Annotated in this window: 25 protein-coding genes; 1 reads left to right on the top strand and 24 read right to left on the bottom strand. The window is 61.4% G+C overall.

The genetic code is table 11. The features are described 5' to 3' along the window. Nucleotide 1 precedes the first annotated feature (1 nt). The 4 genes from COW1_RS00345 to COW1_RS00360 form a co-directional block, all read right to left on the bottom strand. Nucleotides 2–211 (bottom strand): helix-turn-helix domain-containing protein, encoded by a 210-nt coding sequence (locus tag COW1_RS00345; RefSeq protein ID WP_201345024.1) that lies wholly within the window; start codon nucleotides 209–211, stop codon nucleotides 2–4. A 305-nt stretch (nucleotides 212–516) separates the two neighbouring features. Beyond that, entirely contained in the window at nucleotides 517–1,920 is a 1,404-nt protein-coding gene (locus COW1_RS00350; protein WP_201345025.1) for a DUF6035 family protein, read from the bottom strand. A gap of 16 nt (nucleotides 1,921–1,936) precedes the next feature. After that, nucleotides 1,937–2,458, bottom strand: coding sequence for a hypothetical protein (locus tag COW1_RS00355; protein WP_201345026.1), 522 nt, complete (start codon nucleotides 2,456–2,458; stop codon nucleotides 1,937–1,939). A gap of 14 nt (nucleotides 2,459–2,472) precedes the next feature. Further along, entirely contained in the window at nucleotides 2,473–3,594 is a 1,122-nt protein-coding gene (locus COW1_RS00360; RefSeq protein ID WP_201345027.1) for a helix-turn-helix domain-containing protein, read from the bottom strand. Nucleotides 3,595–3,727: 133 nt separating this feature from the next. Here COW1_RS00360 and COW1_RS00365 point away from each other — a divergent pair, with 133 nt between their 5' ends. Next, the gene (locus COW1_RS00365; RefSeq protein WP_201345028.1) at nucleotides 3,728–3,907 is read left to right on the top strand and encodes a hypothetical protein; all 180 of its coding nucleotides are present in this window, start codon (nucleotides 3,728–3,730) and stop codon (nucleotides 3,905–3,907) included. A gap of 33 nt (nucleotides 3,908–3,940) precedes the next feature. Here the strand turns inward: COW1_RS00365 and COW1_RS00370 are convergent, their stop codons facing one another. The 20 genes from COW1_RS00370 to COW1_RS00465 form a co-directional block, all read right to left on the bottom strand. After that, nucleotides 3,941–6,835, bottom strand: coding sequence for a conjugal transfer protein TraG N-terminal domain-containing protein (locus COW1_RS00370; protein WP_201345029.1), 2,895 nt, complete (start codon nucleotides 6,833–6,835; stop codon nucleotides 3,941–3,943). A gap of 65 nt (nucleotides 6,836–6,900) precedes the next feature. Beyond that, nucleotides 6,901–8,298 (bottom strand): conjugal transfer protein TraH, encoded by a 1,398-nt coding sequence (locus COW1_RS00375; protein ID WP_201345030.1) that lies wholly within the window; start codon nucleotides 8,296–8,298, stop codon nucleotides 6,901–6,903. A 17-nt stretch (nucleotides 8,299–8,315) separates the two neighbouring features. Continuing rightward, nucleotides 8,316–9,125, bottom strand: a complete 810-nt coding sequence (gene traF / locus COW1_RS00380) for a type-F conjugative transfer system pilin assembly protein TraF (RefSeq protein WP_201345031.1) — start codon at nucleotides 9,123–9,125, stop codon at nucleotides 8,316–8,318. Then, a complete protein-coding gene (locus COW1_RS00385) occupies nucleotides 9,122–10,063 on the bottom strand; it encodes a conjugal transfer protein TraN (protein ID WP_201345032.1) in 942 nt (313 codons plus the stop codon). The genes traF and COW1_RS00385 overlap by 4 nt, the downstream gene beginning before the upstream one ends. Continuing rightward, a complete protein-coding gene (locus COW1_RS00390) occupies nucleotides 10,060–11,175 on the bottom strand; it encodes a hypothetical protein (protein WP_201345033.1) in 1,116 nt (371 codons plus the stop codon). The genes COW1_RS00385 and COW1_RS00390 overlap by 4 nt, the downstream gene beginning before the upstream one ends. Continuing rightward, nucleotides 11,172–12,020: a type-F conjugative transfer system pilin assembly protein TrbC gene (gene trbC, locus COW1_RS00395; protein WP_201345034.1), complete on the bottom strand. Its 849-nt coding sequence runs from the start codon at nucleotides 12,018–12,020 to the stop codon at nucleotides 11,172–11,174. The genes COW1_RS00390 and trbC overlap by 4 nt, the downstream gene beginning before the upstream one ends. After that, entirely contained in the window at nucleotides 12,002–12,937 is a 936-nt protein-coding gene (locus COW1_RS00400; RefSeq protein ID WP_201345035.1) for a TraU family protein, read from the bottom strand. The genes trbC and COW1_RS00400 overlap by 19 nt, the downstream gene beginning before the upstream one ends. Nucleotides 12,938–12,951: 14 nt before the next feature. Beyond that, entirely contained in the window at nucleotides 12,952–13,503 is a 552-nt protein-coding gene (locus tag COW1_RS00405) for a hypothetical protein (RefSeq protein ID WP_201345036.1), read from the bottom strand. 97 nt (nucleotides 13,504–13,600) lie between these two features. Next, the gene (gene lepB / locus COW1_RS00410; RefSeq protein ID WP_201345037.1) at nucleotides 13,601–14,158 is read right to left on the bottom strand and encodes a signal peptidase I; all 558 of its coding nucleotides are present in this window, start codon (nucleotides 14,156–14,158) and stop codon (nucleotides 13,601–13,603) included. Then, the gene (locus COW1_RS00415; RefSeq protein WP_201345038.1) at nucleotides 14,158–14,487 is read right to left on the bottom strand and encodes a TrbI F-type domain-containing protein; all 330 of its coding nucleotides are present in this window, start codon (nucleotides 14,485–14,487) and stop codon (nucleotides 14,158–14,160) included. The genes lepB and COW1_RS00415 overlap by 1 nt, the downstream gene beginning before the upstream one ends. Then, nucleotides 14,484–17,051 carry a type IV secretion system protein TraC gene (gene traC, locus COW1_RS00420; protein WP_201345039.1) on the bottom strand — a complete coding sequence of 856 codons (2,568 nt, stop codon included), beginning with the start codon at nucleotides 17,049–17,051 and terminating at the stop codon, nucleotides 14,484–14,486. Before traC ends, COW1_RS00415 begins: the two co-directional genes overlap by 4 nt. Continuing rightward, nucleotides 17,041–17,466 carry a TraV family lipoprotein gene (locus tag COW1_RS00425; RefSeq protein ID WP_201345040.1) on the bottom strand — a complete coding sequence of 142 codons (426 nt, stop codon included), beginning with the start codon at nucleotides 17,464–17,466 and terminating at the stop codon, nucleotides 17,041–17,043. Before COW1_RS00425 ends, traC begins: the two co-directional genes overlap by 11 nt. Further along, the gene (locus COW1_RS00430) at nucleotides 17,463–18,377 is read right to left on the bottom strand and encodes a DsbC family protein (protein ID WP_201345041.1); all 915 of its coding nucleotides are present in this window, start codon (nucleotides 18,375–18,377) and stop codon (nucleotides 17,463–17,465) included. The genes COW1_RS00425 and COW1_RS00430 overlap by 4 nt, the downstream gene beginning before the upstream one ends. Continuing rightward, nucleotides 18,365–19,672, bottom strand: a complete 1,308-nt coding sequence (locus COW1_RS00435; protein WP_201345042.1) for a TrbI/VirB10 family protein — start codon at nucleotides 19,670–19,672, stop codon at nucleotides 18,365–18,367. Before COW1_RS00435 ends, COW1_RS00430 begins: the two co-directional genes overlap by 13 nt. Further along, a complete protein-coding gene (locus COW1_RS00440) occupies nucleotides 19,669–20,394 on the bottom strand; it encodes a type-F conjugative transfer system secretin TraK (RefSeq protein ID WP_201345043.1) in 726 nt (241 codons plus the stop codon). Before COW1_RS00440 ends, COW1_RS00435 begins: the two co-directional genes overlap by 4 nt. Next, nucleotides 20,336–20,947 carry a type IV conjugative transfer system protein TraE gene (gene traE, locus COW1_RS00445; protein ID WP_201345044.1) on the bottom strand — a complete coding sequence of 204 codons (612 nt, stop codon included), beginning with the start codon at nucleotides 20,945–20,947 and terminating at the stop codon, nucleotides 20,336–20,338. The genes COW1_RS00440 and traE overlap by 59 nt, the downstream gene beginning before the upstream one ends. Continuing rightward, nucleotides 20,944–21,249, bottom strand: coding sequence for a type IV conjugative transfer system protein TraL (gene traL, locus COW1_RS00450; RefSeq protein ID WP_201345045.1), 306 nt, complete (start codon nucleotides 21,247–21,249; stop codon nucleotides 20,944–20,946). The genes traE and traL overlap by 4 nt, the downstream gene beginning before the upstream one ends. 6 nt (nucleotides 21,250–21,255) lie before the next feature. Next, the gene (locus COW1_RS00455; RefSeq protein ID WP_201345046.1) at nucleotides 21,256–21,561 is read right to left on the bottom strand and encodes a hypothetical protein; all 306 of its coding nucleotides are present in this window, start codon (nucleotides 21,559–21,561) and stop codon (nucleotides 21,256–21,258) included. Beyond that, a complete protein-coding gene (locus COW1_RS00460) occupies nucleotides 21,558–22,169 on the bottom strand; it encodes an OmpA family protein (RefSeq protein ID WP_201345047.1) in 612 nt (203 codons plus the stop codon). The genes COW1_RS00455 and COW1_RS00460 overlap by 4 nt, the downstream gene beginning before the upstream one ends. A 4-nt stretch (nucleotides 22,170–22,173) precedes the next feature. Further along, entirely contained in the window at nucleotides 22,174–22,623 is a 450-nt protein-coding gene (locus tag COW1_RS00465; RefSeq protein ID WP_201345048.1) for a lytic transglycosylase domain-containing protein, read from the bottom strand. Nucleotides 22,624–22,791 lie beyond the last annotated feature (168 nt).

Raw genomic sequence — 22,791 nt, forward strand, 5'->3', positions numbered from 1 at the left:
CTTAGCGCTTTTTCTGGTTATCTGAATGTTCTGCTGCGCCGCCTGCTTCGACCCATGCGTCAACCTGCTCTTTCTTGAACTTCCAGAGACGCCCGACTCGGTGGGCGGGCATTTCATGCTTTTCAATCCACCTGTAAACCGTGTCATTGCTCACCCCGAGGTAGGTGCAAATTTCACCCACGGAAAGCCAGCGGTCTTCCAACGCAGTCATTATTAACCCCATAAACAGTCAGGTTTAGTGTCACTCCGCCATATCCCTGAATCGGCTGGATGCTTGGGATGGGCCGCAACCCTAAATGCTGCTCAATATATTAAGGTAATCACCGACTGTCTACCGCTTTTTGCCGCATATACCCGCATCATGCTTTGCGTGGTTCCTGGCATTGACGGTCGATATCCAGAGGTTTCATCTTTACAGGCCCTTTCTCCATTTGAAACAGCGCCCCATATGGCGCTGTGACGGCCCTTTCGGATAAGCCCCTTCCCATTACTGCCCCTTCCCTTCATGTCCGCCGTTTAGCCTTTTCCGTTGGAAGCACAGGTGACTTCGTGCCCTACAAGCTCGGGGAAAAGGAATTCGAATAGTTCGGCGTATTGGCTGTCGGACTCGTACGTCGGGTCATTGGCTTTCAGAAGTGGGGCATATTGTTGGACCTTTGCCTGCCATTTCCCCTCGCGGTCCTCGCTTCGAATCTGATTTTTCCGGTTGTATGTCAATAGAAGTTGCCGGAAGCGGCGCAGATACCCCTTGTGGCGACCATGCACACAATGCGCAACCTCTATGAGCTTGTTGAATTTCCAGCCCACCGGTCTTCCTTCGCGTGCCGAATAGAATGCATTCAGTGCGCCAGCAAGTGAATGTTCACCGGGGTGATCTGGAATATCCAAGCCCTCCAAAGACAGTTCAAGTTGAAGTTCTGCCCATTCATCACGCACTTGTTTCCAACCAGCGCTGGAAGCGTTTATTCCGCCCCTGTTTATCCAGAACTCGGCAAAGCGTCGTCGGATAGCTTCCTGCGTCCTTTGATGGGCCGCTTCTTCTGATTCATCTCTTGCACGGGACACGGCAGTTTCATAATCGAACAGGAAGATCCGTTGCCGTTTTTGATCAAGCTGGAATTCGTCGAATGGGGCGATTCTTTCGGACCAGCGGGTTTCGACCTGGCTAGTCGCGACATAGGGCTCGGCCCAGCGGCAGTCCAACATCAATCGCCCGACTTTTCGTGATGCCGTCAACGTGTCTTCGCTGGCGAGGAAGAGGTTATGGTTATTGCTGTAGAAGATATCGTCTTGGGTCAGACGAGCGCGGTCTTCGTCGTAGGACTTGAATATCCAGCAGAGCAAACCACCCTCACGCTGATAGAAATCGCGTCGTTCGGCAATGACGCGAAGAAACGTCGTTGAAAGTTGTATCTCGAAGGCAACGGGTAAGCCTTTGTAGAGAGCTTGCACATCCGGTTTGCGCCAGGTGGCTCGTTCCTGCCCTCTCCATACTGCCTCGACTTTCACATCCGAGAAGTTTGGATCGCATCGCAGGCTCTCTGCGATGATCTGCTTCATGCGGATATGAGCGTGGCTTTCTTTAGCGCCATTGTATTTGCGCGCATTGATTTCCTGTTCGTTGAGTTCGCCGCGTGTTTTGGCAGGGCATCGGCCGTCTTCCAACTCGTGCCGAAAGAAGAATCGCCGCGTCTCCTTCCGGGATACAAGGTAGACCGGGGTGCCACACAAGGGACAGACGTAGACTGGTTCACTGCGGGCGCGGGCCTCACCGAGCTCCATGCGAAGGGCCATTGCCTGGTCGTAATCCGAACCTATAGCCTCATGAGCCGGGATGATCGAGCCCGTGCGCATGTCGAGGACCTCTGCAATTTCAGGGTCGTCGACGGCGAATGTCGATGCGTTATGGTTGCCAGCCATATTTATGCAAGACCTCCTATGGAATGACTCCAAGACGGATTTTTACTCGGATCTCATCCAACCAACCTGCGCGATAATGACGGGCCAGGGCACTGATTTGACCATGTGTCACACCGGATTCGTTGGCCAGATGCTCCAGGGAAGTAAGCGAGTCGAGCCATCCGATATTACCGGTGGCCACGATAGCCGCCTTATCGGCCGTGGAAACGAGGATAAGGGCATTGGGAAGCAGCCCCTGGGCATGGAGCCAGGCGAGGAGATGCAGCTCGCCATCATCGAGGCCGTGGCATGAGGGATGGGTAAGGACGAGCTTCGCCAGCTCTAACTTCCCTACCTGGTGCCGGCCGGCAAGTCCTTCCAGAAGGGCATCCCTGTCGATGTGTACACGCGCGGGATCATCGGGGTTGCCGGTGAGGGCTTCCTCGACGCATTTGTCGACGGTCTCGATAGCGAACCTGTTGCAGATCGCCGTCCAGCAGCCCGTCCGGAATGCCTCGATGATGATGTTGGTGTCGATGAATACCCGCGTCTTTGCCATGCCCGGCGTACCCCTTACAGTTCGAAGGGGGAGGGTAGGGAGTGCTCGGCAAACAGGTCTACAAGCTGCGTCAGAGTTGCACCCATCGCCTTTGCCGCCTTGCGGGCGGACAGGTGGCCTCTGTCGATTGCGCGGTGCAGCATGTTAATGAAGGCAGGGGAGAATCGCTTCGGCGTACCGGCCACGGATGGACGCTGGTGCTCCTGTTGAAGGGCATCCCGTGTTTCGGCGCCGATCCAGGTCAGATTGAACAGTCTCCAGGCAAGGGCCACTGGCGCGACACGCAACTGCATGGCCACCTCAGCAAGATGGCTTACGTCATCGATTCGACGCTTGTCGATCAGATTCGCCAAAGAAGCCTGGGGCATCAGCAGAGCAGCGGCGAAGTTGTTGGCCAGCTGCTCGATGCGTTTGCCCTTGGCCCGGTCCTCGACCGAATTGGATTCGCGGTGATCCGGCTTCATGGCATCCCAGGTCAGGGCGTGGAACAGTTCATGGGCCAGGTCGAAGAAGCGACGGGCCTCCGGCTCGTTGCGGTTGATCAGGATCATACCCATATCCTGGAGATGACAGGTCGCGCCGGAGATCGAATCCCCCTCCGGGGTTTCGATCGTGTCGACGTACAGGACCGGGATGTCGAGTTCCTGCTCGATCTTCTCGGCCAGCCGCTCGGCCGGAACAACACCCAGGTCGAGCGCCTCGACCAGGCTTTCGGCACGGGCGATCGCATCCTCGAATGAGGACTGCGCGGTAAGCCGCAGGGTGTGCTTGAGGGGGTTGGAGCGGTCCTGCTCCTTCTCACGCAACCAGCGCAGCAGGCCGATCCACTGACCGGCCCTCAGCTCGAAACCGTCCAGGCTGTCCTCGGCCAGTCCGGGGGAGGCGCGCCAGGAAAACTGGGCCTCGCCGGCAACCTGGAATGGATCGAGGAAGAAGTCGAGTTCGCGATCCAGGGTGTCGGTCAGCAGGACGAGTTCATCCGGCTTGAGCGCCCGCTTGCCATTCTCGATATCGGAAACGCTCTGGCGGTCTTTCAGGCCCATGGCCTCGGCCAGCCGGTCCTGTGTCCAGCCGGCCGCCTCGCGGGCAGCCTTGACGCGATAGCCGATGAGTCTCTGTGACAGGTGTTCAAGCATGGCAGGCTCCCTCTTTAGGAGAGGGAGTATAAACTTGCGAAACAGGATTCGCAAGAAAACATTGCGTTACCAGGATAGCATGGTTGACATTGGGGGGTGGTGGGGCTAAATATCCATATTGGAGGAGAGGAAAATGAGCATCGGACTGTTTTTCGTGATTTTCTTTGCGCTGCTGCTGGGAGCTGTCGTATGGATTCTGCGGCACCCGAATTCGCGACCGCTGACGGGGGAGGAATGGAGTGATTATCACGAACGCAGGAGAAAGGACGAGGATGACTATTGGTTCTTTTTCCGTCCCGGTCGCGACGATTGATGTGGTCGGCAATGGCCTACTTTGGCCGCTACCTCAGAACGGCCACCAGTCTTTAGTCTCTTTCTTACCCTCCTCAATGTTCTCCTTGACCTCACTCTCGCGCAGGTGACGCTCACCGGCCGCATGGCCCGACGCCTCGTCGATCTCCAGTGATGCCTGCCCCAGATCCGGATCGGACTTGGCGTCCACTTCTTCCTTGAAGTCATTGACCCACTGCCGATCCGCAAACGGCGTCTGCCCCAGCTTGTCAGGATCAAGACCTAGCGGTGCAGCGCCCGAGTGGGGCGAGTCAGGGCTGAGCGGTTTGTGGAGGACCTGATTTTCATGCCGATCCACAGCATGGCGTACAGCGCCATCGCCAGCGACGGTGCGTTGGTATTCCCGGTCAGCCTGATCAACAGCCTGCTCTGCGCTTTCAACCTTGATGGCGGTCTCCTGGCGCTGTCCCATGGCAAAGCCTGTCTGGCCATAACCTGGGTTGGTGACGAACTCAATAGCGTTATAAGCCGCCTGATCGCCCTCAAAGGCACCCCCAAACTTGTTGGCGGCCCAGCTCGCGGCTACTTGGGCAAGTTCGCGGCTGCGTGTGGGGTCGGACAACAGCTCCTGTGCCTGGCTGTGCCCGGAGGCGCGCATGTCGGCCGCGAATTCCGGGATGATGTTGGCCCGGATCGACTGACTGTCGGTTCCGACCCTTGACCACTCTTCCTGTGCCTGGACCTGCTCGGAGCGCGCCTTCTGCCAGCTTTGCTCGTGGCGTTGGGTGTCCTGCAGGGATGAGTGAAGCCTCGACGAGAGTTCGTCGCTTCCGCTTTCCGTGGCCTGGTAGTTGGTCGTGCGGCCGTAATTCTCCAGGGCCTGGACACCCTCGTTGACGGTCTGCCGATCCAATGAGGAGCGGGCCGTCTCGTAGGCCTGGGTCAGCTTGTCGGTTTCTGTATGGTCACCTTGTACCCTGAGTTGGCCTCCAATTCCCGCACCTCCTGACACTCCTTGTCCTCCAGGACCACCGCCGCGGACGTCGACACTTGCATGCAAATCAGCAACTGCTGTGTAAGCAATCTTGTCTGCCTGCTCCTGACTGAACCCATACCTGTCCTGGAGTTGCTGACTGACCTCTTCAGTCTGCTGTGCCAGCCGGCTCCAGGCCGCCGCGTCCTGCTGGTTCCAGCCATCGCCCTTCTGGAAGCCGAAGCCCGTGGATCTGGACATGTCCATTGCAGTGTCCAGACTGCCGGTCAGTCCATCGGCATACTGTCGTGCCTCGGTCTTTGTCGCCTGCTCGAGATTGGACAGTGCATCCCGCTTGGCGAACTGAATCGCTTCGCCCAACTCAGCGTTGGTTCCCAGATCGGTTTTCAGGTTGACCTGGCCATGCGCTCCGTTTCGCGCGAGTGTGTGGGTGTTGCCGCCGAGATCGTTGTACTGCCCCTGGCCGTAGTTCGTGGTCGCGTTGGTGTCGTGCTTGAACATGCCGGTGTTGTAGGCACCCAGGTTTGCCAGGTTGATGTTGCCGGTGGCCGCGGCAGCCGATGCCTGGTTCGCGGCCGTCTGGGCGACGGCGCCTACCTGGGCCGCCAGCTGCGTCAGGGCCATCTGGCCGCCCGAGACCAGGCCGTAGGCGATGAGGGGGATCGACAGGCCCATGTAGCCGGCGATGATAGCCGTGTCGGTGTTGACGGCCATCAGGCCAGAGTGGGTGGCAAGGGAGAGCGCCTGGCCGCCCAGCTGTGCCGCTGCAGCTGTGGAGTCGGATTGGGCGTGCAGGGTCATGAGCAGGTTCAGGATGGCGTACAGAGGCGCCCAGAGTTGCAGCCAGACGATGTTCTTGAGGTAGGCGAGGAATATCTTCACCCCGATGGGCAGCATGAATACCAGGAACAGGAAGGTGAACATGCCATATAGCAGGCCCTCGTAGATGTTCTTGAGCAAAGGGAGGAACTTGGAAGCGAGCTTTCCCATTACCGCATAGGTGGATCGCTGCTGCTGCTCGGCCTGGGCCACGGCGAAGTCCTGGGCGGCAGCGCCGGCATCGGCGGCCGCGGCCGCATTGCCGAATGCCCGGCGAAACAGATTGGCCATCATGTTGGCGCGGATGATGTCGCCACCGGATTTCGATATCCCCGCCAGATAGTCGTAGCTTACGGGGAGGTCCGACATGAGCTTGGCTGCGGCGTCCGTCATGGTCAGGTTGGAATTGAATCGCTTGCCGTAGAGACGTTTGGCGCGGTCGATCTCCGTGTTCCAGTCGGTGGACAGCACCCCCTGGGCGCCTGTCTGACAGGCAATGATGGACTGAGAGCCGTCGGCCGCGATGTAGGCAAAGGAGCGGGAGGTCGAGGCTGTGTTGCTCTTGATGAACTCCCACGCATCCTCGGCCTCGAGGAGGTCCGTCCAGGTGTAGCGCCTGAACAGCACGTCATAAAAGACGCATTGGCGGGTGAACTCGCTCATGTTGCCAGCGAAGCGGCCGTCCGTGATCTCGAACTGGGAGGCCGCCTCGATGAGCGTGGAGCCGAACACCACACCGTTGCGCTGGTAGCGCAGATCATCGGGCAGGGTCATGACCGCTTCTGTGCTCCGGGTGAACCAGTCACCGATCTTGGCGGTCGCACCGGCGAAGGTTCCGAGGCCCCAGGGTACATTGGCCACCACGCGCGTATGATTGTTGTCGAGCCGGTCGACGATTACCACGTCGACCTTGGGTACGAACAGCACTCCGTAGATGAGCATGAACCAGAGCACGTAGGTCCACTCCACGGGGCCTCTATAAAGGGCTGCCTTAATGCTGACCCACATCAGACCGAAGATGCCTGCCAGTCGCATCAAGGTGGTGAAGTTGCTGTCCCCGACCAGGGCAACCACCCCGTTGAATATCATCGACAGAAACTCGCCGTTTCCGTAGGTGTAGATCTCCCAGACCGGCATCACCGACCTCCCGGTGTTGCGGTCTTTACGTCACCCATTTCCGTGCATGCTGACATGGTGATTCCTCATTGCACGGCCTTGGACCACTGGACAGAGTTGGCAAGGCCCGGCGACATGGCGGAGATCAGCATCCGTTCAATGGTCATGCTCTCCTGCATCATCTGGATGGTCTGGTCCACCTGAGTGGTCTTGTCGGAGCGCATGCGCTCGAGGCTGGTGCGGGTTGAGGAGACACGCTTGCGGAAGTCCTCGGTGATGGCCTCGGGAAGCTGCAGGAGGCTCACGGCATCGCCCACGACATAGGTAAGCGACTTGAAGTACTGGTAGATCAGATCGAGTGCGATGGAGTCGGCGTAGGCCGACTTCCAGTTCTCGGCGTATGCCGGGCTGTAGGCGGTTGCCACGTTCAGCATCTTGTACACGGGCAGGGAGGTTTCATTCAGCAGATTGCGCTGCTCAGTCGACAACGGGCTCTCGCTGTACATGTTGTCGATCATGCCGGTGAGCAGGGCCGCGACCCGTGCCGAGTAGCCGTTGTTGGCGCTGAGCGTGATGGTCTGTTTGGTGGGGGAACGGCACTCGAACTCGCCGGTGCTGTCACAGCGCCAGATCGTGACTTCGCCCCCCTTGAGGAAGGCCAGGAGATCCCTGTCGTTCTCTGCCTTGATGGTGGGTGGAAGGATCTGGGGTGTGATAGGGGTGTCGTCGTTGGGGGCCAGCGGGTAGATCACGGTGCCGGTCAGCGACATGACCATCTCGGCTAGCTGTGTGTCGGCGCTGGTCGACGAGATCTTCTTCAGGGCATTCCATACGATGTTCCCGTCCGGAATCAGGTCCTTGAAGCGAGGATCGGTGCGTGCGCCGGCGATGATGGAGGAGCGTTGGCCTCCGGTACCGCATCCCTGGCGGCTCGCCGCATAGTCACCGAAGATGCCGTCACCGGTACCGATGCTCTGGCACAGTGCCTTCTGCGACGCCTCCGTCTTCGGCAGCATCCCGCCAAGCATGTTGGCGGCCGCCTCGCAGGAGTTAATGCTCGAGGAGTTTATCTTGTTGGCCATGTCCTGCATGTCCTGCAGGAGCCCGGAAAGCTTCGGGCTGATGGTCGAGAGCGCCACCTGAAAGGCCAGCCCCACGGCGTTGGAGCCGATGTTCTTCATCATGGCGACCAGCTGGTCGGAGTTGATGAATGAGAAACCTCCGGTGAAGAGATCGATGCCGCCGCAACCAGCTCTCGCGCTGGGCAACTGGACGGTCATGAGGTTGTAGTTACGAGAAGGTGCCCGCGCAAAGAGGTTGCCACCCGTATAGTAGCCGGCAGTCTGTCCCTCATAGGCGCCACCGGGGGTGACGTTGGAGGCGAGCCCCATGCTGTCGAAGAAGTTGTTCAGATCAGACTGGACATTGGCGGCCGTCGGCCCGCAGGCCAGTGTCATGGCGACAGCTAACAGTAACTTGCGCATGGTCTTCTCCTTCACTCCTAGTAATCCTTGCCCGGCTCGGTCTGGGTCAGCACATAGATACGCTCGGCCAGCTCGTCGACACTCATCACGCCGGCGCCCACCGGCACCACATTCCGGCGGCGCGGGTCGACGAGAAACACACTGGGCACGGTCTCCACGCCCAGCTCGGTCGCGACGCGGGTATCCGTTCTGGCCTGAGGGAAGTCCGGGAGCGTTCCTCCGTCGAGACTGACGGGGAGCACGTCGATGCCGTACATCTCACTGAACCGTCGAAGGATGGGCCCGAAGGCATGGCAGTAGGGGCATGAGCCTTTGAAGAAAAAGAACAGGCCGTGGGTTTTGGCAATTTGGGCCACGGCCTGTGCCTGGGCGGCATTTTTCTGATCTTGGAACTCATGGACGGCCAGATTTGTGACCGGGCGCCGCAGGCTGTAGTCAAGGTCCGGGGTCTGCCACACCACCCGGCGCCAGACGTCCGAGAACAGGGATGACTGATTAAGCTGCCACTGGTTCAGGCGCAGGTATTCGCCGACGTTCTCCTCGGTCGGGTACAGCACCGCCCTGGCCTCGGCCCGGGCGATGGTCTTCTGAATGCGCTCGAGCTGATCTAGAGGGTCATCCGGAACCGTGGCCACAGTGTCTGCCGGCGTGGCAACTTTCTCCTGCTTCTCCTCGTCCTGAATCACCTCAGGCTTCTCGTACCAGAACCAACCCTCGGCATTGCGACTGAAATAATCGGCCGCAGAGGCCTCGGCAATTGCGGTAGAACAGAACAGAACGACCACGACCGGCAGGAGAATAGCCCCGTTGACCTTCATACGCTTCATGGCAGTAATTGGTTCATTCGGTCGGTCATGCGATCCTGCATCTCACCGGGGTTGATGGTGGGCATCGAGGCAAGCACATCGGCATAGAACTCGGACAGATCCATGGCCTCGAAGTCCAGCGAGGCGACCTCATCCATGGTGAAACCACTGCAGTCCGGTGACCTGGCGTTCCCCCATCCTTTGCCCAGCTGGGGGTGACCTTGCTCTGCGATGATGCGTGAGAGCTTGGAGCCGAAGCAGCAGTGGGTCTGAGTGTTGACCGTGCAGATGCCAAAGAAAGTCTCATGGGAGCAGTAAGTGCCGACATAGTGGCATCGACCGGCCTGGCGCATGTCGGCCAGCAGCTCCTCGTCGAAACTGCAGCTGAACGTACCTTCGGCCCATCCGGATATCCGGCAGCAATTCTGTGCGCCGATTGCGTCGGTAATCGATATGCCGCAGCGGCGGTCCTCCCCCCTGAATACCTCCATCGTGTCGACCGAGAGTTCGTCGGAAACCGCCTCGAGAACGGAAAGCAGCGCGCCGACGCGCCCCATGTTTCCGTTGGCCTGGTAGCCGGTGTCGAAACAGTTCCCCTCGAGGCAGAACAGCTGACCGCCACAGTCGAGCACCGCCTGTTCGGCTGGCGGCTGATCCGAAGGACATTCGTAGGTCTGCTCGTAGGTCATGCAGCCAGAGTCCGACTCGGTGATGCATTGCGAACCCACCTGCGAGCACCCCCTGGCCCGAAGTTCGTCGCAGTAGGCGTCCTCCGTGACGTCAGGGGCCAGGCACTCATACGTGTCCTGGTACTCCCAGCACTCGCGGAACACTGACATACCATTGACCAACCGTGTTTCGTTCGGCGCCACACACTCTTCGCTGGTCTTGCGACACCCGATTGCAGCCCAAGCGGATGCGTTGGTCAGTAACATGAGCAGGAGAAGCGCCGTTCTCATGGTTGTGACCTCGCCTGTAACGTTGCGCACTGGCTGTCGTCCCAGGTGTCATGGCAGTCGCGGGGGCATTTCTGCCGGGTCGTGATCTGGATCGCCCCCTCGCCACCGCCAGCGACGACGGTGCGCATGAAGATGGTGTTGGGGCCCTCCACCAGGTAGGGCGTGAGGTCGACGTTGGGGCTCTTGTTCCAGCTTGTGGAGAGTTCGGGGGATCCGAAACAGGTCTCGCAGTACTGGACCTGCTTGAGTTGAAACCAGCCGGTGTCATTAGTGACAACCTCAAGGCGATCGCCGCCGTAGGGTCCGACATAGACAACGGTGCCGTTGACCTTGACGAGCAACCAGTCATCGAAGGCGGCACGGGTAAGTTCAAACTTGGTGATGAGATCCGCGTCAGTGATCTCGAAGGTCAGTGTCCGGTCGTACACCGCGCCATAGCCGCCCCAATAGTTGTCGGCGATGGTGCCGAACTGGAGGATGAAGTTGCCGTTGTTGGCCGGCGTCAGTGCCACCCTCATGTCGCCAGCCCAACTGCCGGGCACGATGCCACCTGCATCGCAACCGTCAGTCTCCGGATCACACGCCACCACCAGAATGCGGGAGCACGTATGGTTTTCTGCCAGGCGGTTCTCGTAGCACGCCTCGGTGGTCGGCGGATACGGAGTTTCCAGCGCTACCGGCTGGCAGGAAGAGTACTCGCCCTGCATGGCGCCGGTGATGGATGCGGCGTTCGCCTCCACCTCGCCCATGCGCTGGAACATCGGGTCGGTGGACTGATCGATGGTGAACATGGGACGCGAGACGAAGCCCTCCGTGACAGATTGCGCTGCCTCGTTCTGTGCCGCCGCCTGATTAGCCGCGTCGCTGAGGCCCGCAGGGTTGCCATAGTGGTCAGCTTCAGGGGGAGCCGCTGTTTCGTACCCGGGTACGGACTCCGGAGGCAGGGTCGAGGCATCGGGCATCGTGGAGTTGACGGTCGCGCCATAGGATTTGCCGTCCTCGATGGCGTCTCCGTACGTCTCGGCCGGTGTGGCGGTGGAAATGACGTAGAGCACGGCTGCAAAGCAACCGACGGCCAACGGTTTTGACGATAGTCGCTGACGATTCGTCATGGCGTACCTCCCAACCGCGCAAGCAATGCATAGGCTACAGACTTTGCTTCGGGGTGTGTGCGGGCGATGTGATCGAGGACGTAGTCGAGCGTCACGTCGCCGGCGACGTGAATGTGGACCGGTGTGGCGTGCGGGCATGCCCGAATCCCAGCCACGCACGCACCGTCAGGAACAAGCACCATTGCCGGTACCTGCCGAACGTCGAACCGTGCAAACAGGGTCGGGTCAATCAGGGCGCGGGCTTTCCTTTGGCCCTGGCCCTTCTCGGACGATGTCGCCGGAGGTCTGTCATCGTTTTCCGGTTCGCCGAGGATGTCGTGCATGAACTCCGCGGTGGCCGGAAAATCACCACCGACCACCCCTCGCAACACCAGCGGTGCCCCAACGCTGGCTGCCTGTCGTGCCAACCTCCGGAGCGACTCCTTGGGCACGGATGCGGAAATGAACACCAGCAGCTGCTCCCTGTCGCCGGCCAATGCAGGTGTCGGGCGCATGGCGCCGTACCGCGCCATGAGGGTGTCGAGATCAACGTCGGGCGAGGTCGGACGGATCCCGTCGATGGAGCCGAGGGGGGCGGGTTCGACGCTTGTCACCTGCCGCATCTCCTTGCCAACCGGCGCGCTTCCTCCTGGCGCGCCGGAATACCGCCCATCCGTGGGCATAACCGAATTCCCTTCCATCATCAGAGACTCAGCCTGCCTGGTCGCCTCGGCGGAGCTGACCCGGCTATCAGCCATGGCGGCCTCCGCCTTCTCGACTGCCTGAATGCGTGGGTTCTCCTCCGCGGTGACAGCGACGGAAATGGCGAGCACTGCAAGCGCGAGTGTCAGTTGCTGACGCAGCATCGACGCTTCCTCCAAATCAGGTAACCGAAGTCCTCACCGGCGTAGGGGAACTCCTGACCGATCGCCGTGGGCACCTCGGTCGCCCCGTACGCCGGGCAACTGGAGGTGCGGGGGATCGGATAGGTGATCTGGGTGCGGTACTGGCTCTTCTTGATGATCGGCATCGGCTCGTTTCCGCATTCCCAACTTGTGGTATCCCAGGCCAGCCCCTGCCGATGCATCTTGGCCACGAGTCGCTCGGCAAGAAGACCGGAGGCCATCACGCCACCCGTCTGCTCCGAGGTGTTCCCGCCAAGGGGGTACATGGATCCCTGGCAGCCTGCGCACCAGAATAGTGGGTCGAGCGGGTTTCCTGCCGTGGCGGCCACACAGTCGGCGGCGCAGGCGGTTTGGGCGATGGTGTTGGCGAAAAGAGCGGACTCTGCCCCGAGGATGAAGGCCAGTTCGTCGTCGGCCCACAACGGGTCGAACTCGGTGATCCACTCCACCGAGTAGTTGGGCCCACCCGAATAGGCGAGTTTGCAGGCGGAATTGATCATCGAACCGAACGACGCAGACCAGAAGAAGTTTTCATAGATATGCGCCTGATAGAACGCGCTCTTGTCGCGGCTTCCGGGGCTGTTGCGAGGCCGGCCGGTGGGTGCATCGAAGCCGGGATCTATCTCCATATCCAGGTTGGTGAAGCAGAACGGTTCGCGGGTCACGTCGACCAGCCATGCCGGTTCCCAGAAACTGAAGACGATGCCGAACCGCACGAACTGCGGCCACGGCGCCGGGCAGATGCATACACCAGGCTCATCGATCATCACCGGCAGGACGCATTCCCAGCAGATATCGGTTATGGGGTTGAGAAAACGTCCCTCGCATGTCTCCGACTGCGCCGGAGAGTCGATCATCAGCAGGACGGCGACTGTCATGAGCCAGCGCCTGATCATGGCACCACCTCATCGATGCGCAGGCGGTTTCCCTCCTGGCGGACAATGGCCGGCACCTGCCTGATGCCCAGCTTCTCGACGAGCAGGCCGTGCTGGTCGAACGACACCGGCCGCTGCCACTGTCGCCCGAGTTCCAGGGGCGCGCCGGCGACGATGATGGGCTTCACATGCCACTTCTCCCGTGTGGAGACGATCTCGGCCCACTGGACCTGTTCTTCGTCGGTCGCGTCGAAGAAGAGGAGCTGGCGTGTCAGCGAACGCCACTCCAGAGGGTTGATGGTGGTGCCGGCGGGATGGATGACACGGCCCTCGTGGTCGAGCAGGTCGTAGGGGACCGTGATCGAGGGATCGAACCAGCGGGTGACCGGCTCCGTTGTGCGGGGAAGGCTGGTGCCGGGCGGGTGCTCCGAGTATTGGCGCGTCGCCTCCCGATGTTCCTTCTGCATCCTGGCAATCACTTCCGGTGTGAACTGCGCCGCAGCGTGCTCCTTCATCCAGGCGATCAAGTCCGGTTCGATGACGGGATGGACCGGACCGATTATGTCCACGATTGGGCGGGATTCCGGTGCGCCAGGAGGAACGCCGGTGATTTCGGACGCAGCATGGGTGGCGCTCACCGCCATCGCGAACAAGAGAGCACAGATATTACGGAAACGCATAGGCCCTCCCGACTATCTGTGCACAACTGACCCAGCCTATGTCGCTGTAGCGGCTGTCATAGCCGTCGGGGTGCTCTGTGGCGACGAAATACCTGCAATCCGGCAGGACGCCTGTTGGCCCTGGGATGAGCCGGCTTCCGTCCTTCGCCCGTGGCTTGGTGGTGGCCACGGGCTCGCCATTGACGAAGAAGGTGTTGCCATCGTAGGTCACAGCGTCCCCTGGCAGGCCCACCAGCCGTTTGACGAAAATGCTGTTGGCAGGATAGAAGCGGTTAGGGCCCGGGTGGAAGGCGACCAGCTCACCCCGATCGGGAACCAGGCCGTTCTTTAACACCAGGATCAGTGGATAGTCCTTGATGGGGAGACTGCCGGTTCGGTTGGGTCCGATGGCGACGTAGTGGGTGAGCACCCACAGCGCCATCATCACCATAACCAACGGTGGCAGCACGCGGCGTGACGCCACCCTGATCTGTTCGCGCAGAGGTCGGCGCCAGACCGGTATGGCGGTCTGGCTGGCATCGGTGCGTGGCGTGATCCCGTACATCAGCGTAATTGCCTCCGTACCTCGTCCGTCAGGTCGGGGACCTCATCCATGGGCCCGGCGATCAGGGCCTGCCGTGCCAGAATGGTCCGACCAGACTCTGCCGCAACGGCCGCCACGGCGCTCTGGATTCGTGCGGCCCTGGCCTGCGGGTCGACTTCACTTCCGCCGATCTTCTGGCGGGCCATGCCCGCGATCTCGGTTTCCATGATGGCCACCAGGTCTACCTGGGCGAAGCGTGGCGGTTGCGGCACGGTCAGCCAGATGACGCCCTGCAGGGCGATAGCGCCGAGCGCCCCGAAGGCCATTGCGAAGAGTGCCTGACGAATCATCGTCTGCTCCCCCTGACCAGCTCCTCAATGGCCTGCTCCAGCGTGAGGCCCTGGGCGAGCATGCGCTCGATGGCCTCGTATTCATCGGCCTTGGTCGAGTAGAGCTTCTCCGCAAACGGGTCGACCATCAGACGGCCGATAGTCCAGCCGTTGGGCCCGTAGACCATCAGCTCCGAATACTGCCCCTGCTTGGTATCCACGGATCTCAGCGCGCGGTTCATGAAATCGTTCATGACCAGGCGGTCGCTTTTCGCGAGCTGCTGGATGGACTCGGGCTTCTGCCGAAGCAGATAGACCCAGTCGGCGTTCTGCAGCGCGGCCTTGGCGGTCTCGGATTTGTAGTAGTCGTCGATGCCCTGGGTGATGGTGACGAAGTTGCCGCCGTGCTTGCGGGCCACGCGGTAACCTTCCTCGATGAACTTGCCGGCGTTGCCGCTGGACATCAGGCGCCAGGCCTCGTCGATGATGCACATCTTGCGGACCGAGCGGTCGCCCAGATACATCGCCTGCGCGATCTGCATCATCAGGATGAGGACCACCACCGACTGCAGGTCCGGCTTGTTGTTGAGTTCGCCGAGCTCGAGGACGACGAAGGGGTTGTCGAACGTGATGGTGGATGGGCCCTCGAAGAAGCGGGCGTACATGCCGTCCTTGGTGTAGGGAAAGAGCTGCACCCCCAGGTCCCGGGCGCGCGGGTCAGGGTGATCGAGCAGGAACTGGGCTACCGGCGTGATGGTGGCGTCTGTGCCGTGTTGTGCCCAGGCGTTATTGAGGGCCTGCTCGATGAACGAGGCCTGGATGTCGCTCACCGGTGCTGACGGGGAGGCCATCTGTGCCACCAGGGGTTTGAGCATCGGCAGGCCTTCGTCGGCCCAGTCCTCGATGCGGGTGAAGGGATTTAGGTTGAGGTTCGAGTTAGGGCCAAATTCCAGGTACATGCCGCCGATGATGTTGGTCAGGCGCATGTAGGAACGGCCGACATCGATGATCCAGGCGCGGCCGCCCATGCCACGGATGGCCAAGGCCATTTCCTGCACGAAGAAGCTTTTGCCGGCGCCGGAGGCTGCCGCGACGGCGACGTTGTAGTTGCCCTTGTCGTTGTCGTAGGGGTCGGTGTAGAAGAGCTGGCCGCGCCGACCGACCAGCATCAGCACCGGCGAGCCGCCACCCTTCCACTCGCCGATCACCGGAAGCAGGTTGGCAGCCGACCAGGTCAGCATGGTGCGCATCCTTCCCAGCTTCTCCATCTCCCTGACCATTGTCGGCGACAGCGTGAAGGGGAGTGCCGACAGCAGGGCATGGACCTGGATGAAGCGGTCCAGCACCAGATCCCACCCCTTGGACTTGAACAGGCTCTTCACGGCGTTGGCTGCGGTGTCTCCTTCACCCGCGGCGGCGAACAGCACCATCTGGTGGCTGACCCTGCAGAGGGTGTGACCCTCTTCGACCTTTTTGTTGACGTAGTCCCACTCCGCCTTCTTGTCCCGCCATACCGGCACGAAGCGCCCGACAGGCGATTCCGACGCCTGGGTGGCGCGCGCCGCCTTGAGCTTGGTGACGTTCTTTGCCGCGACCTGATCGGGAATGTGGATGTTGACCGTGAAGAGGAACGGACAGGGGATGCGCAGCGAATCCTGGAAGAAGTCGCCCACCAGCTCACTCATCCCCCACAGCGCCCAGGCTGACGGATAGGTCCGAACACTGAAGGCCCGCACGTCGGTGTTGTTGAGCATCATCCCGTCCCGGCCGATGAGCAGGGAGGTGTCGGGTCGGACCACCTGGTCACGGATCAGCGACAGCTCGTCCCAGCTTTGACGGTCGCGCTTTTTGTCCATCCCGGCCCGTGGATTCAGGATATCGTCAATCAGGTCTACGAACGCATCGGCGTCGAGGTGATCACCATAGAGGCCGGCGCTGTTGAAACTGCCAAGAAGAGCCTTGCGCAGCTGCATCGCCTGGCGCTCGACGTAGACCCGGCGCGAGGGGAGCGGCTTGGGCAGGATGACCGAGACGATCAGCCGGCAATCGCGTACCAGCATGGGCTGGGTGGAGAGGAGGGAGGCGTGGGCGCCTCTGGCGAGGTAGTCCACACGTCGGCGTGCCAGGGAGCGGAAGATGTTGTGGCTGCGTTGGTCGTCGCGACCCGTAGAGCCGGCGGCAGCGGATTGATCGTCCTCCCCATCCGGCTGACGGGCCCGCGCCCACCGCGTGAGTCTTGGCATCACCGTTGGCGATGCCCACAAGGTGAACTGGAAGCTGATCCTGTCGGGCAGACCCTGGGTAAAGATGCCGGCAAGGATCCGGGCTGCACTTTCATCGGCTCCCGTTACCGGGTGGAGCTCGTAGATGAAGCCGAAGCTGTCGTCGTTGTGAAACAGTCCCGTCTCCGCGTCGTACGACTCGAACGGCAGCAGATCGGCGAGACGGTGGGTGTCGAAGAACTCGCGGATACGGTGCTGCGACGGGGGAAGCTTGTCCTCCTGAGCTTCCTGGACCGGGTGCGCGCCGTCGTTCAGTGCGGCATACACAAGATCGCGCAAACGGATGAGTGGGTTAGCGGACATACTCGTCCACTCCCTCCAGCAGACGCTCACGCATCGCCGGCAAAACCCACTCGCCGTTGTCCACCCGTAAATAGAGGTAATGGTTCGGGTGATAGACACTGTTGGTGTCCTCCCAATCCACCACCCAAAGACGCAGGCGCCGCGGCTCGCGGAAGATGGGGTCCCCCGGCGCGACGGCCATCGGGCCTGAGAAGCCATCCGGCGCCGGCAGCTTCGGGGGGGCTTCTGTGTTCCCGTCATCGTGTTTGATCTTCGGGCGAATGGCCTCCCCACGGGCATCACGGTCGTAGATCTCCGAAGCGCTCATGCAGGTGACGCCGTCGGGCGCCCGGCAGCCGTATTCCGGCGTCAGTGAGCAGCCGGCGGTGAGCGCAACGAGTGCGGGAATCAGGAGATGAACGGGTGTGTATCTCATTGGCCTGTGACCTCCTGCTTTTCGGTGGCCGGAGAAACGGCCCTTCCTTCACGGAGCCAAGCAAGCAGTTGGTCGGGCGGCAGATAGCCGCGGTGAACTCGTCCGTCACCGCTGATCAGCAAGGGGGTGCCGGTCAGGCCATGCTCTCTGGCGAATTTGCGCACGGCCTCAAGCGCCGGTTCGCTCTTGCACCCGCGAGTGCGCCACATGCGATCAGGAGGGGATTTGGAAGCAGCCATGTCTGCGCTGAACCTCTCGGCAAACCCGTCCGCCATAGCCCGCTCCAGATTCGACTCGGGTACCGTGCCGCAGACGATGCGGTCTGCCACGTCATAGGCAAATTTCTCCGACGTTTTCAGATATCCTGGCGTGGGCTTGGGCTTGTCAGGGGCGAGCAGCATGATTCGCACATCGGCCTGGAACTCGAGCCCCTTCCTGGTGATGGCCCCGTCCTTGTCCTTCTCGCTCTTGATGTCGTGGTAGAGCTTCCTGCACCAGGGGCACTGCAGGCTGAACAGGACCGCCAGCTGTGGTGCCTCAGGCGGCGCGAGGTTCTCCCGCAGCGCATGCTCCAGCGGGAGGCTGTCCCAGGGGATTCGCCGCGAGGCACTCACCTCGTCAATCCGCTGCTGGGTGATGTCCTGCTGGGTCTGCACGTCATAGATATGCCCGAAGATCAGGTACCGGCCCGTACCGTCTCCGTAGACCACCTTGTCGCCCATCACGATCTCGAACATGCCCGGTAAATGTTGCTCTGGGCGGACCTCGCTGATCCTTGTGTTTGGCAGAACGCTGCGCCATATATCGCCGCCGTTGGAGGCCCCCTTTGCTTCCTCCGCATTCGCAGCGGCCGACACCATCAGCAGAGTGGCCAGCGCAGCGCCGGCGATCCTGATAATCACTTTCTCCATGGGTGTTTCTCCAGGGTTGCAGCCTTCTTTCGATCCTCTTCAGTGACCAGTGCGCGGCGCGGCCCGTCCGGATCGTGCTCGACTATGTCGCCGAGGCTCGCGCCCTGGGTCAGGACGATATCGACAATGCGGGCAGCGTCCGCCTCTATGACCGGATAGGTCTCATCGGCCCTCTCCAAATACCACTTGGAGATCCGATCAAGGGCATTGCCTATCCCCTGAGCGGCGCCCTGCTCGAACACCTTGTTCGGATCGACGTTCGACACCGTTCCAAGAGCGCTGGTGGTGACGGTCTGATAACTTTCGGAAACACCTTCCCCGATGCCGCCGAAGACACCGGCAAGCATGGAGCGCGCGATCAGGGCGCCCTGCTTCGAGACCAGGCGGCCGCGCATGCCGGCCTTGCCGTCCTCGCCCGATATGTAACCCTTGATGGCTGTCTCGAGGATGCGTCCGTCCTTCAGTACGCAGCTCAGCGTCTCGGTGCGGGCATAGACCCGCTCGCTGGAAATGTCGCCATAGCCCGCCAGCACCACATGGCAGGCCTTGACCCGCGAACGGAACCCGTTGGGCAACCTGCCGTGGTCCTTCAGCTTCACCACGAACGGCACCGGGTTGTTCTGGGAGGCGCCACCTGTCGGCGCGTCGATGCCGGACAACAGAATCGCCCGCCCGAACGATCCGGCAGGAATGTAGTTGTCGATGGTGCGGGATGGGGCCTCCTCCTCGGGAGCCTCCGGCAGCGGTATCACCAGCTCGGCGATGGCCTCCTGCTGGGTTTGACGTCCGGCTTGACCTCGTACCGAAGGGGAGGCGACTGGCGGCAGTGAACTCGACACTGCCGCGGCGCCAGGGGGAGGCGGCAAGCGGCTCCCTCCAGCGACGGCAGAAGGTTGCGGCGGCGCCGGGAGGGGTGGCAACAGGCTGGTGCCTGCAGCGCCACCCTTCCGTGCTTCAGCTTCCTCCTTCTGTTGCGCCTTTAGCGCCGACAGCTCCTCGCGCAGCTCACGCAGATCGCCTTGCAGCTCCTTGCGGCCCTCCTTCATACGCAACAGTTCCTCTTCGGATTTCGCGATCCAAACGTCGCGCGGGTCGACCGGAGCAGGGGGTTGTATCTTGCGGGCGACCGGTTTCTCCTCGGGGCGGCGGACATCGCCCTTGGGCTGGAAGGATGACCACAGTGCCCAGCCGGCGAATCCGATGGTGACCAGGACGATGCCGGCCAATGCGACGTACTGCCGCGTCTTGACCCGGTTGCGGTCTGGAACGATGGGAGTGTCCTGGGGTGTGGTCATTGTTCGCCACCCCTTGTGACCAGGTAGATCCGCGTCCGCTCGCCGGGGGCAAGCTCATGACGCTCGACGGACACCGCCAGTACACCATCCCGATAGAACTCCTGTTCTTCGAGCCGCACCTTGTTCTCGTCCACATTGGTCAGCTCATACACTTCACCTTCCAGGCGTCCTCCGGTATAGCGGCTGACGAGGACCAGACGGGCCTCCTGCCACAGCTTGATCTCCCGCCCAATCTCCGCCCGTGCATACCCCTCCGGCACTTCGTTCAGCGCCATGTTGCTAATAAGTTCGAGCAGCGTCCCCTCATAGGGCTGCCCGGTCTCCCAGGCGACAGCCTTCCTTCGGTCGACGACTCGGGCACGCTCCGGCCGAATCAGTGTCACCGTCTCCGAGGGCATGTCGGTCGGCGTGAGCACCAGGGTATAGACGCCGCCATCCGCGTCCTTCACGAACAGCGAGAAGGGCCGCGTGTGCCATCCCTCCGTGGGCTGGAGATACACCTGCCCCGAGTCGCTGTCCGGTTTGAGCACCACCCGGCCCTCCGCGCCCCACACCCGGTGTATCCGGCCATCCCGGATCACCAGTCGGTTGGGCTCACTTCCCGAGATGCGCGCTGTCACGACTGCGCCATCCCGGACCTCGAGCAGCTGGGCTGCGCTAGCGCTACTCGCCCACAGCAGGACCAGCAGCGCTGCCAGCCGCTTTTTCAAACGGATGCTCACTGTTAACCTCCATGAATTCGGAAACCCACAGGCGGCCGCCTGTGAATGCGTAATCGAACCGCCATGACCTGCGCACCGACGACACCTGCTGTTTACCCACCGTGGTGACGAAATCGCCGGTAATCACAACCTGGCGTTTCTCCGCCCTGGTCTGGTATCCCACCGGATAGAAGGCGGTTGTCACGTCGTCACGCTTCAGGCGTTCCGCCTGTACCGCCATGCGGGTCCGGATGGCGCCATGGGCTTCCGGTGCCACGTAGCGCAGGAAGATGTCGATGTTGGCGTCGATGCTTTTCGGCGTAACGTTCAGCACCAGGGTCGAGAGGTAGCGGGACATTTCCTCAAGATATTCTGGTGACGTCTCAGCGCCCTTTACCCAGAACGGGCGCTCGATGGTGGGCGGGACGATGACGGTCTTTTCCGTGGTATCGGTTCTCGCGATGGTCATGGCGAGCAGGATGTTGGCGACAAGCAGCCCGAAGGCTGCCAGCCGCCACCTGGCCTCACGCGCCTTGGCGGCGATCTTCTCGCTCTCGTAGTGTTGGCGCCTCATCCGACGAACTCCCGCACATCGGACGACGGCGTCCGCTTGAATTTGAACCAGGCGTCCGTCGGGGTGTACCAGTAGAGTGCGTGCTTGATGAGCTGCTTGCCGCCGGCGGATTTGATGCGGGCCAGGGTCCGCATCGAGAAGAAGCCAAGAATTCCGCCCAGCAGGAAATTCATCAGGCTGGGTGAAAATGTCACCACCAGGAACACCGGGCCGAGAAAGGCGTAGGCCTCATCCGCATCCCACATCAGGTACATGGGCGGATCGTCCAGATGCTTCGGAATGATGTGGCTCTCCTCAGACATGGCAGGTCAGATGAGGGCGGTGATCATGCTGTTGACGAACGCCACACCGAAAGCGGAGGCGATGACAACGAACAGCAGCCCGCCGATGCCGCCGACCTTGAGGCTGACCGCGGACACGGCGACTGCGCCGATGAGCGCCAGCACGCCGAGCAGCCGGCCACCGGTGCCCTGGATGAGCCCGGTGAACCAGTCGTAGACGCCGGAAAACTCGGCACCGCCGGTTCCGGCCAACGCCGGCGCCGAGATCACCAGCGCCACGGCAACGACGAACAGGGTGTTGATTACGGAAGACCTTCTGCTTGCACTGCTCATTGAAACGACTCCTTGATGTTCTGATTGGAGAAAAGGTGGATTTCAGCGCGGCGGTTTAGCGCGCGGCCTTGCGGCGTCTCGTTGTCCGCCACATAGCAGCATTTGCCCTTCGCTTCGATGCGGACAGAGTCGATCCCCAGGTCGCGAAGCGTCCTGACCACGCTGTCGGCGCGTTTGCGCGCAAGGAGCTGGTTGTAGTGGTGCGAGCCAATGTCATCGGTGTACCCGATCACCAGCAGCGCCTTTCGCTGCAGGGTGGGCCACACTTCGCTGGCAAACTGTGCAAGCAGCTGCCGGTGCTCGGGCTGGATGCGCGACACGTCGAAGGGGAATCTCAGTGTCAGAAGGGGTTTGGCGGATGCCGTTGTTGCGGTGTTGGAATCGGTGTTGTCTTTCGCATTCGATCTCATCGAAGTGCCACCCGGACCGATGGCCATGTCCGCGGCAATGGATTGACCGGCAGACGACGCGGTGCCGCCGCGGGTGGTCTCGCTCCCGGTGCCATCAATGGACTGCCATGGTGTTTTCGCGGTTTTCGTCGGACAGGTGTCGCAGACGACATACCGCCCACCTGTGGCTTGTTCGATGCCAAGACGCGATATCTTCATGAACTCACCGATGCTTGCCGGCTGCGTGGCGCAGCCCGCCAGAGCGGCTATCCAGATCAAGCTGAGAAGCGACCATGCGTGCATAGTTCTCCCGTCGCCTTCCGGCCTCTTTCGTTGACCCAGTGCCCGCGTTGTAGGCGCCCACGGCATCCCAGGTGTAGCCGTACCGTGCGATGTTGCCCGCGAGTATCCAGGCACCCACCTGCACATTCGTGCACGGCTCCCGCAGGTGTTCCTCTCCGATGCCGTATTTGGCCAGCCTCGGCAGCCACCAGGTATTGATTTGCATGACGCCGATATCCCGACTGCCGTCAGCGTTGTGACCAACGGTGGATGGATCGAACCGGCTCTCCTGCGCGGCGATGGCGTGCAGCAGTTCAGCGGCAATGCCGTAGCGGTGTGCCGCATCCGCGAAACACTTCTCGAGTTCTGCGCCAATCGCTGTTGTGGACATGAGTGTGAGCCACGCCGTTGCTGTAATCGCTGCATTCAACCGTCTCGTCCGAATAAGGCCGCGCCCCGAGGGGGCGGTGGATGGTGTCGCCGGGCTCCATGAGTCACGGCGCGGATACAGTGCGATATGCGGAGGAGGGGCGGAAGCGGAAACTCAGACGAGTTTGAG

The sequence above is a fragment of the Thiohalobacter sp. COW1 genome (genome assembly GCF_016629505.1).
GTDB lineage: Bacteria > Pseudomonadota > Gammaproteobacteria > Thiohalobacterales > Thiohalobacteraceae > Thiohalobacter > Thiohalobacter thiocyanaticus_A.

Bases quoted from the DNA above. Each gene is read 5' to 3' on its own strand.
- COW1_RS00425 (WP_201345040.1), bottom strand. From the start codon at position 17,466: ATGAGATACACACCCGTTCATCTCCTGATTCCCGCACTCGTTGCGCTC.
- COW1_RS00385 (WP_201345032.1), bottom strand. From the start codon at position 10,063: ATGAGAACGGCGCTTCTCCTGCTCATGTTACTGACCAACGCATCCGCT.
- COW1_RS00370 (WP_201345029.1), bottom strand. From the start codon at position 6,835: ATGCCGGTCTGGGAGATCTACACCTACGGAAACGGCGAGTTTCTGTCG.
- COW1_RS00375 (WP_201345030.1), bottom strand. From the start codon at position 8,298: ATGCGCAAGTTACTGTTAGCTGTCGCCATGACACTGGCCTGCGGGCCG.
- COW1_RS00390 (WP_201345033.1), bottom strand. From the start codon at position 11,175: ATGACGAATCGTCAGCGACTATCGTCAAAACCGTTGGCCGTCGGTTGC.
- COW1_RS00360 (WP_201345027.1), bottom strand. From the start codon at position 3,594: ATGCTTGAACACCTGTCACAGAGACTCATCGGCTATCGCGTCAAGGCT.
- COW1_RS00345 (WP_201345024.1), bottom strand. From the start codon at position 211: ATGACTGCGTTGGAAGACCGCTGGCTTTCCGTGGGTGAAATTTGCACC.
- COW1_RS00400 (WP_201345035.1), bottom strand. From the start codon at position 12,937: ATGACAGTCGCCGTCCTGCTGATGATCGACTCTCCGGCGCAGTCGGAG.
- COW1_RS00435 (WP_201345042.1), bottom strand. From the start codon at position 19,672: ATGACCACACCCCAGGACACTCCCATCGTTCCAGACCGCAACCGGGTC.
- COW1_RS00365 (WP_201345028.1), top strand. From the start codon at position 3,728: ATGAGCATCGGACTGTTTTTCGTGATTTTCTTTGCGCTGCTGCTGGGA.
- COW1_RS00430 (WP_201345041.1), bottom strand. From the start codon at position 18,377: ATGGAGAAAGTGATTATCAGGATCGCCGGCGCTGCGCTGGCCACTCTG.
- traF (WP_201345031.1), bottom strand. From the start codon at position 9,125: ATGAAGCGTATGAAGGTCAACGGGGCTATTCTCCTGCCGGTCGTGGTC.
- trbC (WP_201345034.1), bottom strand. From the start codon at position 12,020: ATGCTGCGTCAGCAACTGACACTCGCGCTTGCAGTGCTCGCCATTTCC.
- traL (WP_201345045.1), bottom strand. From the start codon at position 21,249: ATGTCTGAGGAGAGCCACATCATTCCGAAGCATCTGGACGATCCGCCC.
- COW1_RS00455 (WP_201345046.1), bottom strand. From the start codon at position 21,561: ATGAGCAGTGCAAGCAGAAGGTCTTCCGTAATCAACACCCTGTTCGTC.
- COW1_RS00460 (WP_201345047.1), bottom strand. From the start codon at position 22,169: ATGAAGATATCGCGTCTTGGCATCGAACAAGCCACAGGTGGGCGGTAT.
- COW1_RS00350 (WP_201345025.1), bottom strand. From the start codon at position 1,920: ATGGCTGGCAACCATAACGCATCGACATTCGCCGTCGACGACCCTGAA.
- COW1_RS00415 (WP_201345038.1), bottom strand. From the start codon at position 14,487: ATGATTCGTCAGGCACTCTTCGCAATGGCCTTCGGGGCGCTCGGCGCT.
- COW1_RS00355 (WP_201345026.1), bottom strand. From the start codon at position 2,458: ATGGCAAAGACGCGGGTATTCATCGACACCAACATCATCATCGAGGCA.
- COW1_RS00465 (WP_201345048.1), bottom strand. From the start codon at position 22,623: ATGTCCACAACAGCGATTGGCGCAGAACTCGAGAAGTGTTTCGCGGAT.
- traC (WP_201345039.1), bottom strand. From the start codon at position 17,051: ATGTCCGCTAACCCACTCATCCGTTTGCGCGATCTTGTGTATGCCGCA.
- traE (WP_201345044.1), bottom strand. From the start codon at position 20,947: ATGAGGCGCCAACACTACGAGAGCGAGAAGATCGCCGCCAAGGCGCGT.
- lepB (WP_201345037.1), bottom strand. From the start codon at position 14,158: ATGTACGGGATCACGCCACGCACCGATGCCAGCCAGACCGCCATACCG.